This is a genomic window from Burkholderia sp. GW821-FHT14F03, assembly GCF_058803765.1.
Genome location: NZ_JBXAPG010000001.1, coordinates 207,105 through 224,409, shown reverse-complemented (window position 1 = coordinate 224,409; position 17,305 = coordinate 207,105). Strand labels below are relative to the sequence as shown.

15 protein-coding genes are annotated in these 17,305 nt (G+C 69.1%); 6 read left to right on the top strand and 9 right to left on the bottom strand.

Going from position 1 to position 17,305, the window contains the following annotated elements; all coding sequences use genetic code 11:
• Nucleotides 1-30 precede the first annotated feature (30 nt).
• The 7 genes from AC1RQF_RS01110 to AC1RQF_RS01080 all read right to left on the bottom strand — a co-directional run bounded on the left by AC1RQF_RS01110 (nt 31) and on the right by AC1RQF_RS01080 (nt 7,240).
• The gene (locus AC1RQF_RS01110) at nt 31-1,638 is read right to left on the bottom strand and encodes a 5-guanidino-2-oxopentanoate decarboxylase (RefSeq protein WP_492871088.1); all 1,608 of its coding nucleotides are present in this window, start codon (nt 1,636-1,638) and stop codon (nt 31-33) included.
• Nucleotides 1,639-1,690: 52 nt separating this feature from the next.
• Complete coding sequence (locus AC1RQF_RS01105) at nt 1,691-2,329, bottom strand: MarC family protein (protein WP_273995873.1); 639 nt, start codon at nt 2,327-2,329, stop codon at nt 1,691-1,693.
• 45 nt (nt 2,330-2,374) lie between these two features.
• Nucleotides 2,375-3,094, bottom strand: a complete 720-nt coding sequence (locus AC1RQF_RS01100) for an NAD(P)H-dependent oxidoreductase (RefSeq protein ID WP_492871087.1) — start codon at nt 3,092-3,094, stop codon at nt 2,375-2,377.
• A gap of 46 nt (nt 3,095-3,140) precedes the next feature.
• Nucleotides 3,141-3,935, bottom strand: a complete 795-nt coding sequence (locus AC1RQF_RS01095) for an ABC transporter permease (protein ID WP_492871086.1) — start codon at nt 3,933-3,935, stop codon at nt 3,141-3,143.
• 20 nt (nt 3,936-3,955) lie between these two features.
• Nucleotides 3,956-4,834, bottom strand: a complete 879-nt coding sequence (locus AC1RQF_RS01090; protein ID WP_492871085.1) for an ABC transporter permease — start codon at nt 4,832-4,834, stop codon at nt 3,956-3,958.
• Between the two features lie 25 nt (nt 4,835-4,859).
• The gene (locus AC1RQF_RS01085) at nt 4,860-5,969 is read right to left on the bottom strand and encodes an ABC transporter substrate-binding protein (protein WP_273995869.1); all 1,110 of its coding nucleotides are present in this window, start codon (nt 5,967-5,969) and stop codon (nt 4,860-4,862) included.
• Between the two features lie 101 nt (nt 5,970-6,070).
• The gene (locus tag AC1RQF_RS01080) at nt 6,071-7,240 is read right to left on the bottom strand and encodes an ABC transporter ATP-binding protein (RefSeq protein WP_492871084.1); all 1,170 of its coding nucleotides are present in this window, start codon (nt 7,238-7,240) and stop codon (nt 6,071-6,073) included.
• Between the two features lie 145 nt (nt 7,241-7,385).
• On the opposite strand from AC1RQF_RS01080, the gene AC1RQF_RS01075 reads away from it, so the two are divergent.
• From AC1RQF_RS01075 to AC1RQF_RS01065, 3 genes are read left to right on the top strand one after another with little or no spacing between them, the layout of a single operon-like run.
• Nucleotides 7,386-8,174, top strand: a complete 789-nt coding sequence (locus AC1RQF_RS01075; RefSeq protein WP_273995866.1) for an enoyl-CoA hydratase/isomerase family protein — start codon at nt 7,386-7,388, stop codon at nt 8,172-8,174.
• A gap of 3 nt (nt 8,175-8,177) precedes the next feature.
• On the top strand, nt 8,178-9,335 hold the full coding sequence (locus AC1RQF_RS01070; protein WP_273995865.1) for an acyl-CoA dehydrogenase family protein: 1,158 nt from the start codon (nt 8,178-8,180) through the stop codon (nt 9,333-9,335).
• A gap of 51 nt (nt 9,336-9,386) precedes the next feature.
• Nucleotides 9,387-11,519, top strand: a complete 2,133-nt coding sequence (locus tag AC1RQF_RS01065) for an acetate--CoA ligase family protein (RefSeq protein WP_492871083.1) — start codon at nt 9,387-9,389, stop codon at nt 11,517-11,519.
• Between the two features lie 54 nt (nt 11,520-11,573).
• Here the strand turns inward: AC1RQF_RS01065 and AC1RQF_RS01060 are convergent, their stop codons facing one another.
• Together AC1RQF_RS01060 and AC1RQF_RS01055 are read right to left on the bottom strand one after the other, a co-directional pair.
• Nucleotides 11,574-12,974 carry an FAD-binding oxidoreductase gene (locus AC1RQF_RS01060; protein WP_492871082.1) on the bottom strand — a complete coding sequence of 467 codons (1,401 nt, stop codon included), beginning with the start codon at nt 12,972-12,974 and terminating at the stop codon, nt 11,574-11,576.
• Between the two features lie 46 nt (nt 12,975-13,020).
• Nucleotides 13,021-14,151: a porin gene (locus tag AC1RQF_RS01055; protein ID WP_492871081.1), complete on the bottom strand. Its 1,131-nt coding sequence runs from the start codon at nt 14,149-14,151 to the stop codon at nt 13,021-13,023.
• A 306-nt stretch (nt 14,152-14,457) separates the two neighbouring features.
• Here AC1RQF_RS01055 and AC1RQF_RS01050 point away from each other — a divergent pair, with 306 nt between their 5' ends.
• The 3 genes from AC1RQF_RS01050 (at nt 14,458) to AC1RQF_RS01040 (ending at nt 17,303) form a co-directional block, all read left to right on the top strand.
• Entirely contained in the window at nt 14,458-15,030 is a 573-nt protein-coding gene (locus AC1RQF_RS01050; RefSeq protein WP_492871080.1) for a thioesterase family protein, read from the top strand.
• A gap of 18 nt (nt 15,031-15,048) precedes the next feature.
• Nucleotides 15,049-16,536 (top strand): aldehyde dehydrogenase, encoded by a 1,488-nt coding sequence (locus AC1RQF_RS01045; protein WP_273995860.1) that lies wholly within the window; start codon nt 15,049-15,051, stop codon nt 16,534-16,536.
• Nucleotides 16,537-16,883: 347 nt separating this feature from the next.
• Nucleotides 16,884-17,303, top strand: a complete 420-nt coding sequence (locus AC1RQF_RS01040; protein WP_273995859.1) for a MarR family winged helix-turn-helix transcriptional regulator — start codon at nt 16,884-16,886, stop codon at nt 17,301-17,303.
• The last annotated feature ends 2 nt before the right edge of the window (nt 17,304-17,305 follow it).

Sequence of the window (17,305 nt, the reverse complement as noted above, 5' to 3'; positions counted from 1 at the left end):
TGCCCGCGCGAAGCGAGAATGTTCGCGCCATCAGGCCGCGCGGATCTCGATCAGGTACGGCGCGCCGTGACCGGCTGCTTCGCGCAGCGCATCCGCCAGCGGCGCGCCCTCGTCGATCCGTTGCGCGCCCCAGCCATACGCCCGCGCGATCGCGACGAAATCGGGCGTATGCAGATCGACGCCGACCGGCTCGACGCCGCCGTCGACCATCGCCCGCTTGATTTCCCCATACCCGCCGTTGTTCAGCAGCACGACGATCACGCGCGCACCATGCTGCACCGCCGTACCGAGTTCCGCCAGCGTGTACTGGAAGCCGCCGTCGCCGGCCATGCAGACCACGGGCCGCGACAGGTCGCCGAGGCTCGCGCCGACGGCGGCCGGCAGCCCGTAGCCGAGCGAGCCGAACCCCACCGATGCATTGAACCAGCTGCGCGGCCGCGGCGCCGCGAAGCCGACGTTGCCCGCATAGACGATGCGGGTCGAATCGCCGACGATCGCCGCGTCGGGCAGCGCATCGCGCACGCTGTCGAGCAACACGAGGTCGCGCAGCATCTCGTCGTTCAGTTCGCGGCATGCCGCCGCGCGGCACATCGCGGCGCGCGCGGCGCCGTCTTGGAGCTCGCCGCGCGGCTGCCCGGCATCGGCCGGCCACACGCGCCGCAGCGCGCGCAGCGTCTCGCCGACATCGCCGAGCAGCGGCAGCGCCGATGTTGCGCCGCGGCACAGTTGCTGCGGATCGATGTCGATCCGAACCAGCGGCGCGGGCATCCTGAAGCTGCGCGTCGCATACAGGTCGTAATCGGTCGGCCCCAGCTCGGTGCCCAGCGCGACGATCAGATCGCTGTCGCCCATCAGCGCGCGCACGGCATCGCTCGACGCCGACCATGCAATCCCGAGCGGATGCGCGTGCGGCAATACTCCCCGGCCATTGATCGTCATCACGACCGGCGCCGCGAGCGTCTCGGCGAGCCAGCGCACGTCGGCGGCGGCATCGAGCGCGCCGCCTCCCGCAAGGATCAGCGGCGCGCGCGCCGCGACCGCGCGCGCGCGCAAGGCATCGACGCCGTCGGCCGATGCGGGGCCCGCCGCGATGCGAGGCGGCACGGCCGGCCGCGGCGGCAGCGCTTCGGCCGACGCGGCGAGCACGTCGAGCGGGATCGCGATGTGCACGGGCCGAGGCCGCCCCCCGGAAAACACCGCGAATGCGCGCGCGATCGCCTGCGGCAGCGCATCGGCGCGCGGCACCGTGTAGCTGAACGCCGCGACGTTGCCCGCGAATGCTTGCTGGTCGGGCAGCTCGTGCAGGTGGCCGTTGCCGGAACCGATGTCGCCCGATGCGTTGACGCTCGAGATCACCAGCATCGGGATCGAGTCGGCGTAGGCCTGCGCCATCGACGTCGCGATGTTCGTCATGCCCGGCCCGGTAATCACAAAGCACACGCCGGGCTTGCCGGTCGCGCGCGCGTAGCCGTCCGCCATGAAACCGAGGCCCTGCTCGTGGCGCGCGCTCACGTGACGCAGCGCGCTGCCGGCGAGGCCGCGGTACAGCTCGATCGTATGCACGCCAGGAATGCCGAACACGGTGTCGACGCCATAGGCGGCCAACAGCTCGACGAGATACATGCCTACCGTTTTCATGGGTGTCGTTCCTTCCATCAGAAAAAGTTGCCTGCGCGCCACGGCGCAGACGTCAGTGCGCGAGTCCCGGCAGCAGTTCGCGGATCCCCTGCGCGAGCATCTGGAATGCGATCGCGGTCAGCACGATGCCCGACAGCCGCTCGACGAGCGCCCTGCCGATCTCGCCGAGCCGGCGGCACCACGACGCCGAGCACGCATACGTGAGGCCGATCACGCCCGCATGCAGCACGCACGCGGCGCTCAGCACGCACAGATCGGCCAGCGTATGAAAGCGCGTCGCGGTCGTGATCACGAGCGAGATCGCCGCGCTGCCGATCGACAGCGGAAAGATCAGCGGCACCGCGACGAAGTTGCGCCATTGCGCGTATTCGAGCTTGCCCGCGCCGCCGCTGCGCTCGTCGTTGGCCGTGCCGCGCATCATCGGGATCGACCACAGGCACAGCACGAGGCCGCCCGTCAGCGTCAGCGCGCCGAGCGTCAAGCCGAGCATGCGCAGCAGGAACGGGCCGCCCCACACGGCGCCGACCATCGACACGGCGATCCACGCGAACAGCCGGCGCGCGATCTGCCGCTGCGTCGCGTCCGGGAAATGTCCCGTCACCGCCGCGTACATCGGGATCGCGACGGGCGGACAGAACAGCGTCAACAGGCCCGTCAGGAACAGCAACACGTCGCTCGACGTCAAGGTCATCGCACGCACTCACATGCGGAGGGGGTCGGGAAACAGCCCGGTTGTTCATTCCTGCGCGGCGGCCTGCGCGCGCGGCCGCATGTCACCGTCGAAATCGTCGAGCGTCGGAAACGGCATCGGCGCGAGTCCGTCGAGCCCCGCCAGATAGTCGCCGTACCGCGCCAGCACGGCCGCGCGGTCGGCGTCGCCGATGTACGGCACGTGATAGCCGACGAACGACGGCAGCACGTCGAAGCCCGCGTACCCGAGCGTGCCGCGCAGGACGTGGCGCAGCATCAGATCCATTTCGCCGTGCACGCCGTCCGCGCCGAACATATGGTCGCGCCCGCCGCAGGTGTACGCGAGCAGCGCGCGCTTGCCGCGCATCCCGCCGCGATCGTAGAAACGCACGCCGCCGTACACCTTCCCCGATACGAGCACGCGATCCATCCAGCCTTTCATGATCGCGGGCACCGAGCACCAGAACAGCGGAAAGCTCAGGATCAGCAGGTCGCACGCGACCAGTTTGTCGAGCTCCGCCGCGATGTCGGGCGCGATCGTGCGCGCCGCGACGTTCTCACGCTGCTCCAGCGCATAGACAAGGTAGTCGGGATTCCTCCGCACGTCGAAATCGGCCGCGCTCGCGACCGGGTTCCACTGCATCGCGTACAGATCGGACACCGTGACGGCGTGGCCCTGCGCTTCGAGCGTCTGCACCGCGCGGCGCAACATCGACGTCGTGAACGACTGCGGTTCGGGATGGGCGTGAACGATCAGGACATTCATGGTGCGCTTCGTCTCCACTATGAGGCATAACTGACATCGAATTGAATCAGACAGATCCGGCCGCGCGCTTGCGCAACAGCGACACAACGATCGCGGCGCAGGTCGCCGCGAGCAACAGCGTGGACACCGACGCGATCGCCGGATCGACGTTTTCACGCATCCCGTCCCACATGCGGCGCGGCATCGTGTATACGCTCCGGCTCGAAATGAACAGCGTGACGACAAGCTCGTCCCACGACAGGATGAACGCGAACACGGCGGCCGACATCACGCCCGGCCGGATCGACGGCAGGATCACGTAGCGCAGCGTCTGCGCGAGGCTCGCGCCGAGGCTGCGCGACGCCTGTTCGATCCGCAGGCCGAGCGTCGCGAGCGACGCCGATACCGCGACGACCACGTAAGGCACCGACAGCACGACGTGCGACAGGATCACGGCCGGATAGCTGTCGAGCATCCCGAACTCGCCCCACAGCCGGTAGAACGCGAGCGCCGACACGATCGGCGGCACGATCAGCGGAAACAGGATGACGCCGCGCACGAGTTCGCCGCGCCGCGACGCGATCTTCCACAGACCGATCGCGCACAGCGTGCCGAGCGTCACCGAGAGCGCGGACGACACCAGCGCGATCATGCCGCTCTGCAGGAAGCTCGACGCCCAGGCGGCGTCGTCGAACAGCACGCGGTAGTGCCGGAGCGACAGCGCGCCGTCCGGCATCGACAGGTAGTCGTTCGGCGTCAGCGACACGGGCACCGACACGAGCAGCGGCAGCAGCAGGAACAGGATCACGCTCCACGCGAGCCCGATCACCAGCGCGCGCCCGGCCGTCAGTCTGGTCTTCATCCTTGTTTCCTCCATCGGGTTCAGCGCGCGCCGAACAGCTCGCGCAGGTCGACGAAACGCGCCAGCAGCGCGAGCGCGGCCAGGATCGACGCCAGCAGCAGCGATGCAAGCGCCGCCCCGCTGCCCCAGTTCATGAGTTGCAGGATCTGCGTGCTGATGTACTCGGCGATCATCACGGTGCGGCCGCCGCCGAGGATCACCGGCGTCACGTAGAAACCAAGCGAGAAGATGAACACGAGGATCGCCGCGCCGACGATGCCCGGGCGGGTCTGCGGGAAATACACCTTGCGGAACGTGACGAACGCGCCCGCGCCAAGCCCCTGCGACGCCCGCACGAGTTGCGGATCGAGGCCCTTCATGTTCGCGTACAGCGGCAGCACCGCATACGGGATCATGAAATGGATCATCCCGATCACGACGCCGACCTCGTTGCGCATCAGCGGCAGCGGCGAATCGATCAGCCCGATGCGCATCAGCAGCGTGTTGACGAGCCCCTGCTCGCCGAGCAGGAACAGCCACGAGAACGCACGCACCAGCACCGATGCCCAGAACGGCACGAGCAGCCCGAACAGCAGCGCGGTGCGCTGGCGCGGGCCGACGTGCGCCATCGCATAGGCGAGCGCATAGCCGAACCCGACCGCGCACACGGTCGTGATCGCGCAGACGCGCAGCGTGGTCCACAGCACGCGGTGCACGCCACGGTTTTCGAGCAGCCGCGCATAGTTGTGCAGCCCGGCTTCCGGCACGGCGATGCCGAGCCACAGCACGCGTACCAGCGGGTAGACATACAGCACGATCAACACCGCGAGCAGCGGTGCGACGAGCAGCCAGTAGCGGTCGGCTTTCGCTCGACCGAGCGGGAGGACGGCGCCCGCGGCGGGAGAAGTCAGGGTAGTCATGGCGTCATGCTCGCAAAGGGGCCGTTCAGGACGACATCAGGTCGGTGTACTGCGCGAGCGTCGCCTCGTAGTGCTGCGCCCACCATGCCGGATCCACCTTGCACTGCTTCGCCCAGTTCCCGGGCGTGCCGGGATTGTCGGCGCGCAGCGCCGCCGGCACCGCGGCCGTCGCGGCAGGCGTCACGGGCCCGTTGCCGAGCATCGACAGCAGGCTCACCTGAGGTTCGACGCCCTGCGCAAACTTGATGAACCGCCACACGGCATCGCCCGACGGGTTGTTCTTCGGCACGCCCCACACGTCGCACGACGCGAGCCCCTGCTCCCACGTATAACGGAACCGCCCGCCCGTTTCGCGCTGGATCACGTTCGCGCGCGTATGCCAGATGCACGCCATGCTCACTTCGCCGCTGCGCAGCAGCTGCAGGCTGTCCGCGCCCGAATCCCACAGCAGCACGTTCGAGCGCAACGCCTTCAACTGCTTCATCGCGCGCGGCACGTCGAGCGGATAAACCTTGTCCTTGTCGACGCCATCGGCCATCAGCGCGGCTTCGAGCGCGCCGCCCATCCACTTCCACAGCCCGCGCTTGCCCGGAAACCTGCCGACGTTCCAGAAGTCGGCCCAGTTCTTCGGCGGATTCGCGCCGAACTTGCGCGCGTCGTACGCGAGCACATAGCTCAGCAGGTAGGCCGGCGCGCCGAAATCCGACGCGAGCCCCGGCAGCGCGTCGCGGCCGACCACCGAATAATCGATCGGCCGCAGGAAACCCTGCCGGCCGAGCTTGATCGCCTCGAATGCGTCGAGATCCATCACGTCCCAGATCACGTTCCTGTTCTCGACCATCGCCTTGATCCTGCCGTCCTCCGGCGACGAGTCGTAACCCATCTTGATCCCGCTCGCCTTCGAGAACGGGTCCATGAACGCCGAACGGAACGCCATGCGCGCTTCCCCGCCCCACGCGCTCAGCACGATTTCCTTCGGGGCGGCCGCGTGCGCATCCTTCGCACCGAGCGACAGCAGGGTCGGCGCGATGCCCGCGGCCGCGCACAGCCGCAGGAACTCGCGGCGGCGCCGCGACGCGACGGGGCCCAGGTCGCGCGCTTGATCGATCAGGTCTTGCAGGTATCCGTTTGTCATGGTGTCTCCTCCTGGCTGGGCGGCGCCCGCATGCGTCTCGTTGTTTCCGGGCGCCCGTGAATCGGCCGGCGACGACGGCGCTGGCCGCGTCGTTCAGCGCGTCAGTCGCGCGCGATCCTGCACGTCGCGTCGCGCTCCCACCGCACGAACACGTCCATCCCTGTATGCGGCGACGCGAGCCCGCGCCACGCGGGCACGTCGGCCGTCACGCAGCCGAGCGCCGCGGTGTCGATCTCAAAGCGGTACGACGAACCGAAGTAGCTCCAATGACGGATGCGGCCGGCCACTTCGTTGTGCACGCCGCCGCGCGACGTGGCGGATACCTCGACCTTCTCCGGCCGCAGCGCGAACAGCAGCGTCTCGTCCGCGCGCGCGCCACATGCCGGCGCGACGAAGCGTGCGGCGCCGACGCGATAGTGCGTGGCATCCGCGTCGCCGCCGAGCGCCACGCCTTCGATGAAGTTGCTCTTGCCGAGGAAATCGGCGACGAAACGGTTCGCCGGTTGCTCATAGAGCGTGCCGGGCGAGCCGATCTGTTCGAGCCGCCCGTCGCGCATGATCGCGATCCGGTCGGACATCGACAGCGCCTCCTCCTGATCGTGCGTGACGAACAGGAAGGTTGCGCCGAGCCGTTCGTGCAGCGCCTTCAGTTCGACCTGCACTTCGCCGCGCAGCTTCCGGTCGAGCGCGCCGAGCGGCTCGTCGAGCAGCACCAGATCGGGATCGAACACCAGCGCGCGGGCGATCGCGACGCGCTGCTGCTGGCCGCCCGACAGCTGGCGCGGCAGCCGGCCGGCGAGATGGCCGAGCCGCACCAGATCGAGCGCGGCCTTCACTCGCCGCACCGCGTCGGGCCCTTTCTGCCTGCGCACCATCAGCGGATACGCGACGTTCTGCTCGACCGTCATGTGGGGAAACAGCGCGTAGCCCTGGAACACCATCCCGAAATTGCGCTTCTCGGGCGGCAGCGCCACGATGCTGCGGCCGCCGACGCGCAGGTCGCCGGTGGTCGGATGCTCGAAGCCCGCGACGATCGTCAGCAGCGTCGTCTTGCCCGACCCCGACGGACCGAGGATCGTCAGGAACTCGCCGCGCGGGACGTCGATCGTGGTTTCCCCGAGCGCCTGCACGCTGCCGTAGCGCTTCGATACGCGTTCGATCTGCAACCCCGCGCCGCTTGCCGCGCGCCCCGCCGCTTGCGCGCGAAGCGCCTGCGCGCCGGGCCGTCGTTCCTGCAAACCGGCAGACGTCGCCTCAATCACCGTGGTCATCGCGTGTCTCCTGGCCGACTCATAATTGGGTTGAACGTTCATTTAACAAAACTTATACTATGCCGAAATACGGTCCGCAAGTAGCGACGACCCTGCCGGCTCCGCTTCACCCCCGACACAAAACATCCAGGAGACAGTGACCAGCATGAACGTTGAGGACATCCAAATCGAACGGCACGGCGGCGTCGTGACCCTTCGCCTGAACCGGGCCGCGAAGCGCAATTCGCTCGCCCGTCCGCATCTCGACTTCCTGCGCGAGACGCTCGGCGCGCTCGCGGCCGATCCGGCCGTGCGCTGCCTCGTGCTGACCGGCTCCGGCAGCGCGTTCTGCGCGGGCGCCGACGTCGACGAGTGGGCCGAAGCCGAGCGCAACGGCGAGCTCGACACCTACGGGTGGACCGAGCGCGCGCACCGCTTCGTGCAGGTGCTGGCCGCGTTCCCGCGCCCCACCGTCGCGGCGCTGAACGGTTCGACGGTCGGCGCGGGCGCCGACATCGGCTTCGCGTGCGACTTCCGCATCGCGAGCACGGCCGCCGCGCTGCGCTGCGGGTATACCGGCATGGGCTACAGCCCCGACATGGGCGGAAGCTGGTTCCTGCCGCGCATCGCACGGCCCGACGTCGTGCGCCGCTTCATCTTCCTGAACGAACGCTGGGCCGCACATGATGCGCTGGCGGCGGGGCTCGTATCCGAAGTCGTCGACGACGCGCATTTCGCGCAACATGTCGCCGCCTTCGCCGAGCGCCTCGCGCAAGGGCCGAGCGTCGCCTTCGAACAGACGAAGGCACTGCTCGCGCGGTCGCTCATGCAGCCGCTTGCCGAGCAGCTGCGCGCCGAACTCGCCGCCGGCGTCGCCTGCGGGCACAGCGAAGACGGACAGGAAGCCCTGCGCGCGTCGGTCGAGGGCCGCGCACCCCATTTTTCAGGGAGATGATTCATGGATTTTTCGCTGACCCAAGAGCAGGAAATGCTGGTGTCGACGCTGCGTCAGTTCGTCGAAAAGGAACTGCAGCCCCATGAATTCGCGGTCGACCGCGCGGACGACGTACCGCCCGAGCTGGCCGATTCGATCCGCCGCAAGGCGATCGAACTCGGCTTCTACGCGTTCAACATGCCCGAGAGCGTCGGCGGCGCGGGCCTCGACTACGTGACGCAGGCGCTCGTCGAGCGCGAGCTCGGCCGCACGAGCTGGGCGCTGCATGTGTTCGTCGCGCGGCCGAGCAAGATCCTGATGGCCTGCCGGGGCGAACAGATCGAGCGTTACCTGAAGCCGAGCGTGCGCGGCGAGCGCGTCGACTGCTTCGCGCTGACCGAGCCCGGCGCCGGCTCCGACGCGATGGGCATCCGCACGCGCGCTGTGCGCGACGGCGACGACTACGTGATCAACGGCAGCAAGCACTTCATCAGCCACGCGGACACGGCCGATTTCGTGATCCTGTTCGCCGTCACCGGCACGGAGGAAGTGCGCGGCCACCCGCGCAAGCGCGTGACCTGCTTCCTGATCGACAAGGACACGCCGGGCATGACCGTGCGGCGCGGCCCGCATTGCACGAGCCTGCGCGGCTACCACCAGTCGGAGATCTTCTTCACCGACTGCCGCGTCAGCGCCGCACAGATCCTCGGTGACGAGCATCGCGGCTTCGAGCTTGCAAACGAATGGCTGACGGCCGGCCGCGTGATGGTTGCCGCGAACAACGTCGGGCGCGCGCAGCGCGCGTTCGAGATGGCCGCCGAATGGGCCGCGACGCGCCAGCAGTTCGGCAAGCGCATCGGCGAATTCCAGGGCACGTCGTTCAAGCTCGCGGACATGCAGGCCGAGATCCGCGCGGCCGAGCTCGTCACGCTCTACACCGCGCAAAAGCTCGACCAGGGCACGATGACCGACGGCGACGCCGCGCTCGCGAAGCTGCTGGCAACCGAGACGCTCGGCCGCGTGACCGATCACGCGGTGCAGATCTACGGCGGCATGGGGCTGATGGACGAGCTGCCGATCGAGCGCTTCTGGCGCGATGCGCGCATCGAGCGCATCTGGGAAGGCACGTCCGAGATCCAGCGGCACATCCTGTCCAAGGAAATCCTCCGACGCTACAGCTGACGCGGAACGTCGCGCCCGCCGCCGGCCCGCGCGCGTTCCGAAAGGACCAACATGACCTCCACTCCCGCACTCCGGGACCGCCGCGCCGCCGCGGCCAACCTGCGCCGCCTGCTCGAACCGGCCAGCCTCGCGTTCATCGGCGGGCGCGGCATCGCGGGCGCCGTGAAGCGCTGCCGCGACTTCGGCTATGCCGGCGACATCTGGCTCGTCAACCCGCATCACGCCGACATCGACGGCGTGCCCTGCCATGCAAGCGTCGCCGGCCTGCCCGCGCCGCCCGACGCGGCGTTCGTCGCGGTGCCCGCACGACCGGCGCTCGACGTCGTGCGCGCGCTCGCCGAGCGCGGCGCGGGCGGCGCGATCGTCTATGCGTCGGGTTTCTCCGAATCGGGCGACGCCGGCGCCACGCTGCAACAGGCGCTCGTCGACGCGGCCGGCGACATGGCCGTGCTCGGCCCGAACTGCTACGGGCTGATCAACGGCCTGAACGGCAGCGCGCTGTGGCCCGTCGCGCACGGCGCGCCCCGCGTCGCATCGGGCGTCGCCGTGATCACCCAAAGCGGCAATCTCGCGTACAACCTGTCGATGAGCGCGCGATCGGTGCCGTTCGCGTATCTGGCGAGCGTCGGCAACCAGGCGTCGGTCGACATCGCGCGCCTCGTCGACGCGTTCGTCGACGATCCGCGCATCCGCGCGATCGGCGTGCATCTCGAAGGGCTGAAGGACGTGCGCGCATTCAGCGAGGCCGCGACGCGCGCGCTCGCGCGCGGCGTGCCGATCGTTGCGCTGAAGAGCGGCGCGTCGACGCTCGGCGCGCAACTCGCGCTCAGTCATACGAGTTCGCTCGCCGGTTCGGACGCGCTGTACGACGCACTGTTCCGCCGGCTTGGCGTGATCCGCGTGAAGGACCCGGTCGGCCTCGTCGAGACGCTGAAGCTGCTCGCCATCGCCGGCGTGCCCGAGCGGCGCACGCTCGCCGCGCTTGCCACCTCGGGCGGCGACGCGGGGCTCGTCGCCGATCTCGGCGAGGCGCGGGACATCGCCTTTCCGCCCGTCGCCGCGGCGGGCCGCGACCTGCTCGGCACGGTGCTGCCGCCATACGCGACGATCGCGAATCCGCTCGACTTCACGACGACGCCCTGGGGCGATCCCGGCAAGATGCGCGCGTGCTGCGACGCACTGCTCGCCGGGCGTCCGGGCGCCGCCGCGCTGATCCTCGACTATCCGCAGGAAGCGACCGGCGAACGGCCGCTGTGCGATATCGCGGCGAACGCCTTCGCGGCCTCGGCGCGTCAGCACGGCGTCGTCGGCGCGGTGATCTCGGTGTTTCCCGAACTGACGCCGCCCGACCATGCGGCGCGTCTGGCCGCGGCCGGCATCGCGCCACTGCAGGGCCTGGCCGACGGTATCGACGCGCTCGGCGCGGCGATGCGCTACGGCGACACGCGCCGCCGCGTGCTCGATGCCGACGGGCTGAACGCGCTGCCCGTGCTGCGGGCCGGCAACGGGCCCCGAGTTGGCGGCGCCGCGCGTCTCCACGACGAATGGGCGAGCAAACGGATGCTGGCCGCGCACGGGCTCGCGGTGCCGGCCGCCGAGTGCGTCGCGCCCGCCGATGCGCCGGCCGCCGCGCGGCGGCTCGGTTTTCCCGTTTGCGCGAAGGTCGTCAGCGATCAATTGCCGCACAAGACCGAGGCCGGCGCTGTCACGCTGAAGCTCACCTCGCCCGAAGCCGTCGCCGACGCCGTCGAGCGCATGATCGCGCAGGTTGCGCGCCATGCGCCGCAGGTGAGCGTCGAGCGCATCCTCGTCGAACGGATGGCCGATGCGCCGCTGCTCGAACTGATCGTCGGCGTGCGGCGCGAACCGAATTTCGGGCTCGCGCTCGTGCTCGGCGCGGGCGGCGTACTGGTCGAGTTGATCCGCGACACGGCCACGCTGCTGCTGCCGGTACGTGAAAGCGAGGTGCGCGACGCACTGCTCGGCCTGCAGCTCGGGCCGCTGCTGAACGGCTATCGCGGCCGCGCGAAGGCTGATCTCGATGCCGTCGTCGCGAACGTGATGGCGATCGCGCGGTTCGCCGAAGCGCATGCGGACACGCTCATCGAGCTCGACGTCAACCCGCTGCTGGCGATGGAGCGCGGCGCGGTAGCCGTCGACGCGCTGGTGCGGCTCGACGCCTGACGCGCCAAGGTCCGTGCGGCATGCCGCACGGACCACCGCTACAACCCGGACCGCTCAGATCACCTTGCCGGGATTGAGCAGTCCGAGCGGATCGAATGCCTGCTTGAGCCGGCGCATCGCGGCGATCTCGGCGTCGCTGCGCGAGCAGCCGAGCCAGTCGCGCTTGTAGCGACCGATCCCGTGCTCGGCCGACACGGAGCCGCCCGCGTCGCGGACGAGCGGATAGAGGATCGCATCGACGTCGTGCGCACCCTCGCCCGCGGCATAGGGCGCCGATACGCACACGTGCAGGTTGCTGTCGCCGAGATGGCCGAAGAAGAACACCTGCGCGCCCGGCCAGCGTGTTGTCAGCGCGCCGTGACACGCGTCGATGAAGGCCGCCGTCTCGCGCGGCGGAATGCCGACGTCGAAATTCACGAGGCCCGGCAGCGCGTCGATCGCCAGCCCTTCGCGCAGGGTCCAGAACGCCCGCGCGTCGGCCGCGCTCTGCGCGAGCGCGGCATCGTCGATCAGCCCGCGTTCGAGCCAGTCGCCCAGCAAGCCCTCGAAACGCCCCGCTGCTTGCCCGCTGCATGCCGGGGCGGCGCCCGCGCATTCGATCAGCACCTTGACACCGCCGTCGACCGGCAGCGGCGCGCCGACACCCGGCGTATGCGCGGACACGAAGCCGTAGAACGCCGGCCACATCGCCTCGAAGCTCAGCAGATCCGCGCATGCGGCGCGCGCCTCGCGCAGCAGCGCGAGCGCGGCGGCCGTGTCGCGCACCGCGCACAGCGCGGTGGACGCCTCGGCAAGCCGCGGATGCAGCCTCAGCACGACGCGCGTGACGACGCCGAGCGTCCCTTCGCTGCCGACGAAGATCTGCCGCAGGTCGTAGCCCGCATTGTTCTTCAGCATCTTGTTCAGCGCGCTCAACACGGTGCCGTCCGCCAGCACGACTTCGAGGCCGAGCACCTGCTCGCGCGTCGTGCCGTAGCGGATCACGCGATTGCCGCCCGCGTTGGTCGCGACGTTGCCGCCGATCTGGCACGAGCCGCGCGCACCGAGGTCGATGCCGAGCGTGAAGCCCGCGTCGTCCGCGGCCTGCTGCAGGTCCTGCAGCGTCGTGCCGGCCCAGGCGGTGAGGGTCGCCGCGTCGGCGTCGATCTCGACGACGCCCGCCAGTCGTTCGAGCGACAGCACCATCTCGCGCGCGCCCGGCGCCGCGCCGGCCGCGAGCCCCGTCATCCCGCCCTGCGGCACGATCGTCTGCCGGTACGCGGTGCAGATCGCGAGCGCCCGGCTCACGCCGTCGACGCCGCGCGGACGCAGCACCGCACGCGGCCGCTCGCCCGGCGCTTCGCCGTAGTTCGTGAAATAGCGTTCGGCGATCGCCTCGCCCTCGCTCACGCAATCGGCGCCCAACGCGGCGCGCAGCGCGACGAGGACGTCGCCGTTGGAGGACAGATCGGACATGATCGGCGGGGCCGGCCGGACCCGGCCCGTGAGAAAGAAAAATGGATCAGAAATTATGGCGCATGCCGACGCGTGCCGCAGCCTGCGTACGGCTCGCCGATGGCGTGAAACTGTAGCCGATCACCGCGTCGACGCCGTTCGACGCCCGCATCCAGTCGACGGCGGCATAGACGTCGGTGCGCTTCGACAACGTGTAATGCGTGCCCAGCGCGACCTCGTGCCAGTGATGGCCCTCGAATGTCGTGTACTGGTAGCCCGCGACGAGCGACAGCGGCGCGCTTGCCTGGTAGACGCCGCCCGCCTCGTACACGCGCATTGTCGACGACTGGCCGTAGCCCTTGAATATCGTGTTGCTGAAGTCGGCGCTCATCGTCAGCTTGCCGAACACGTATGACGCGCCGATCCCGAAGATCGACTGCGAATCGATCGAGAACGGCGTCGAAGCATGCAGATCGGTGACGGCGCCCGTCGCCGGATCGACCGTGGCGACCGTCCGGCCCAGCATCGTCGTCACGCCGATCTGCGCATAGGGGTCGAGCCCGGCGAGCCCGCGCGGCGCATTGAGCCGCGTGTAGTTGCCGCCCGCCGAAAAATCGCCGTGCGTGTAGGTCGCGCCGACGCTCCAGGCGCTGCCGTCGTGGAAGCTGCCTGCGTCGTTGCTGAACGAGTACAGGCCGCCGACCACGAGCCCGTGATAACTGTTGCTGACGAATTTCACCGCGTTCGCGAGGCGGTCCCCGCTCTGCCGGTCGACATCGCCAAGGTGCACGCCGTAGCCGCTCCCGAACGCGCTGACGTTGAACGCAGCCGTGAAATCGAACGCGAAGTCGTACTGGTTGCCGAAGGTCAGCGTCCCCCAGTCATTGCCGAGGCCGACGTAGGCCTGGCGGCCGAACAGCGCACCGCCCTGGTTCAGCTTGCCCGTGCCGAGCCGGAAGCCGTTCTCGAGCTTGAACACCGCCTTGTTGCCGCCGCCGAGGTCCTCGGTGCCCATCAAGCCGAGCCGGTTGCCGTACGACACGCCGTCGTCGAACAGGTAGGCACGCGCCCCGCCCGCGTTGTTCACGTAGGTGATGCCGCCGTCGATGATCCCGTACAGCGTCACGCTGCCCTGCGCGTGCGCTGAAACATAGCCCATCACCGACATCATGCCGGCCAGCAGGAAGCGTTTCTTCATTCCGGTGTCTCCAGGCCCCGCGGGGCGGATCGATTTCGTCGTTCGGGAAATGCCGCCCGCCTGCTTCGCATCCCCATTCGCATCCAGATCGGAAACGGCATCGCGGCGCTGGCGAGTATAGATTTTGTTGAATGAATGTTCAATCCGATGGATCGTGAATCGGCACAGGTGTTTACCTGCATGGGTCACGTCTTTATTGAAAAAACGTTCAACCCGGAATACCATCATCCGGCAACCCGCGAACCGCCTATTTCGTGCGCAGCGTACGAACGATGCGCGGGCGCCCCGAACTTCGGAGTGCACTGGATGACGAACCCACTCAGCCCCGACGCCGAGCCGCGCCTGCGCTCGGCTTACGAAGGACAAAAGGCGCGCCCGTACGACCCGGACGCGCCGATCGCGACGCCGCTCGAACTGCACCGCTGCGTCGTGCAGCCCGAATGGGTCGACTACAACGGCCACATGAGCGAATCCTGCTACCTGCTCGTGTTCGGCGACAACAGCGATGCGTTCTTCCGCTACTTCGGCGTCGACGACGACTATCGCGAGGCCGGCTGCTCGATCTATTCGGCCGAAACGCATCTCCGGCATCTCGGCGAGGCGATGCTCGGCGAGCCGCTCAGGCTCACGCTGCAGCTGCTGGACCTCGACGACCGGCGCCTGCACGTGTTCCATTCGATGCATCACGCAACGACGGGCGCGCTGCTCGCGACCGGCGAACAGTTGCTGACGCACGTCGATCGGCGCGCGAAGCGGTCGACGCCGTTTCCCGAGCCGCTTCGCCGCCATCTCGCCGCCATTCATGCCGAGCATGCGCGCACGCCGCGCGAACCTCACGCGGGTCGCGCGATCGCGATCCGCCGCACCGCATCCCGCTGATCGCTCCCGGAGCCCGCCATGCAGACCCACGACGCCTGGCGCATCCGCGCCGACTATCTCGAGATCGAATCCCGCGCGTTCATCGACGGCGCGTTCCGCGATGCCCACGACGGCGCGACCTTCGCGAGCGTGAGCCCGGTCGACGGCCGGACGCTCGCGCAAGTCGCACGCTGTCGGCAAGCCGACGCCGACGTCGCGGTGCACGCTGCTCGGCGCGCGTTCGACGCCGGCGCGTGGCGCTGCGCAACGCCGCGCGAGCGCAAGCGTGTGCTGCTGCGCTGGGCCGCACTCGTGCGCGAGCATGCGGGCGACCTCGCGCTGCTCGAAACGCTCGACACCGGCAAGCCGATCGGCGACACGACCGCGGTCGACATCCCCGCCAGCGCGTATTGCATCGAATGGTTCGCGGAGGCGATCGACAAGATCGGCGGCGAAGTCGCGCCAACCGACCCGCATCTCGTCGGCCTCGTCACGCGCGAGCCGGTCGGCGTGGTCGCGGCGATCGTGCCGTGGAATTTCCCGGCGATGATCGCGATGTGGAAATGCGCGCCCGCGCTCGCGGCCGGCAACAGCGTCGTGCTGAAGCCGTCGGAGAAATCGCCGCTGAGTGCGCTGCGGCTCGCCGCGCTCGCGGCGCAAGCCGGCCTGCCGGCCGGCGTGCTCAATGTGCTGCCGGGCTTCGGCGACGCGGGCGAGGCGCTCGCGCGCCATCCCGATGTCGACTGCATCGCGTTTACCGGATCAACCGCGGTCGGCCGCCAGGTCGCGCGCTGCGCGGCCGATTCAAACCTGAAGCGCGCGTGGCTCGAGCTCGGCGGCAAGTCGCCGCAGATCGTGCTGCCCGACTGCGCCGATCTCGAACGCGCGGCGCGCACCGTCGCGCACGCGGTGTTCTACAACACCGGGCAGATGTGCACCGCCGGCTCCCGGCTGCTCGTCCATCGCGCGATCCGCGACGCCTTCCTCGCGCGCGTGCTCGCGATCGCGCCCGAGTACGCGCCCGGCGATCCGCTCTCGCCCATGACGCGGATGGGCAGCCTGATCGACGCCGCACAAGTCGACCGCGTCCTCGAATACATCGATGCGGGGCGCGGCGAGGCAACGTTGCTCGCGGGCGGCGAACGCGTGCGCACGGCGAGCGGCGGGCTGTATATCGAACCGACCGTGTTCGATTGTCCGCGCGCCGACGCGCGCATCGTGCGCGAGGAGATTTTCGGCCCCGTGCTCGCGGTGACGGCATTCGACGATCTCGACGAGGCCGTCACGCTTGCGAACGATACGTGCTACGGGCTCGCGGCGTCGGTATGGACGGCCGACCTCGCGACCGCGCATGAAACCGCGCGCCGGCTGCGGGCCGGTACGGTATGGGTGAACGGCTACGAGGAAACCGACGACATGAATTTCCCGTTCGGCGGCTTCAAGGAATCGGGCAACGGCCGCGACAATTCCCTGCATGCGCTCGAGAAGTACACGGAGTTGAAGTCGACGATCATCCGGCTGCGATAAGGCATGCGTTCCGCGAACGCGAGGGCGCGGGCCTTGCATCACCGACCGTCATGCGGGCTTCGGCCAAGGCGGCATCGCGGGGCTTTGCCGGGCGATGGCGTCGTGTTCGCCGCGCGGTGCCGGCCCGACGCGCCCGGGATCGGTCCGCCGATCACGCATCACCGCCCCGACGATCCGGTCGTGAACGACGACGAACGCCTGGCGGGTATCGCGACCGACCTGTATCGCCGCATCTCGACGCATCCGCCCACACCGGACGCCCAGCGGCACGCCGCGCAACCCGCCTGAGTCAATATATCAAATCATGATATATTCGCGGTTTCCGGTTCAGGACAGGTTGCGCCATCATGACGTCTCCCCCCTCCGCGCGTGAGCTTCGCAAGACGGATTTCGAGCAGTTGTCGGAATTCCGCTACCAGATGCGCCGCTTCGAGCGCTTCTCCGAGCGCGCCGCGCAAAGCGAAGGCGTGACGCCGCTGCAATACCTGCTGCTGCTGCACATCAAGGGCTATCCGGAGCGGGAGTGGGCCACCGTCGGCGAACTGGCCGAGCGCCTGCAGGCGCAGCATCACGGCGTGGTCGCGCTGGTCTCGCGCTGCGAGGCGCTGGGGCTCGTGCGCCGCCGGCCGAGCGAGACCGACCGCCGGCAGGTCGAGGTCCACCTGCAAAAAGCCGGCGAGAAGCTCCTCGCCCGCCTGGCCGAACTGCATCGCGCGGAGCTGAAGTCGCTGCGCGGCGCATTCCAGGTTCCCCAGATCGATTTCTGATG

Bases quoted from the DNA above. Each gene is read 5' to 3' on its own strand.
- AC1RQF_RS01110 (WP_492871088.1), bottom strand. From the start codon at position 1,638: ATGAAAACGGTAGGCATGTATCTCGTCGAGCTGTTGGCCGCCTATGGC.
- AC1RQF_RS01105 (WP_273995873.1), bottom strand. From the start codon at position 2,329: ATGACCTTGACGTCGAGCGACGTGTTGCTGTTCCTGACGGGCCTGTTG.
- AC1RQF_RS01100 (WP_492871087.1), bottom strand. From the start codon at position 3,094: ATGAATGTCCTGATCGTTCACGCCCATCCCGAACCGCAGTCGTTCACG.
- AC1RQF_RS01095 (WP_492871086.1), bottom strand. From the start codon at position 3,935: ATGAAGACCAGACTGACGGCCGGGCGCGCGCTGGTGATCGGGCTCGCG.
- AC1RQF_RS01090 (WP_492871085.1), bottom strand. From the start codon at position 4,834: ATGACTACCCTGACTTCTCCCGCCGCGGGCGCCGTCCTCCCGCTCGGT.
- AC1RQF_RS01085 (WP_273995869.1), bottom strand. From the start codon at position 5,969: ATGACAAACGGATACCTGCAAGACCTGATCGATCAAGCGCGCGACCTG.
- AC1RQF_RS01080 (WP_492871084.1), bottom strand. From the start codon at position 7,240: ATGACCACGGTGATTGAGGCGACGTCTGCCGGTTTGCAGGAACGACGG.
- AC1RQF_RS01075 (WP_273995866.1), top strand. From the start codon at position 7,386: ATGAACGTTGAGGACATCCAAATCGAACGGCACGGCGGCGTCGTGACC.
- AC1RQF_RS01070 (WP_273995865.1), top strand. From the start codon at position 8,178: ATGGATTTTTCGCTGACCCAAGAGCAGGAAATGCTGGTGTCGACGCTG.
- AC1RQF_RS01065 (WP_492871083.1), top strand. From the start codon at position 9,387: ATGACCTCCACTCCCGCACTCCGGGACCGCCGCGCCGCCGCGGCCAAC.
- AC1RQF_RS01060 (WP_492871082.1), bottom strand. From the start codon at position 12,974: ATGTCCGATCTGTCCTCCAACGGCGACGTCCTCGTCGCGCTGCGCGCC.
- AC1RQF_RS01055 (WP_492871081.1), bottom strand. From the start codon at position 14,151: ATGAAGAAACGCTTCCTGCTGGCCGGCATGATGTCGGTGATGGGCTAT.
- AC1RQF_RS01050 (WP_492871080.1), top strand. From the start codon at position 14,458: ATGACGAACCCACTCAGCCCCGACGCCGAGCCGCGCCTGCGCTCGGCT.
- AC1RQF_RS01045 (WP_273995860.1), top strand. From the start codon at position 15,049: ATGCAGACCCACGACGCCTGGCGCATCCGCGCCGACTATCTCGAGATC.
- AC1RQF_RS01040 (WP_273995859.1), top strand. From the start codon at position 16,884: ATGACGTCTCCCCCCTCCGCGCGTGAGCTTCGCAAGACGGATTTCGAG.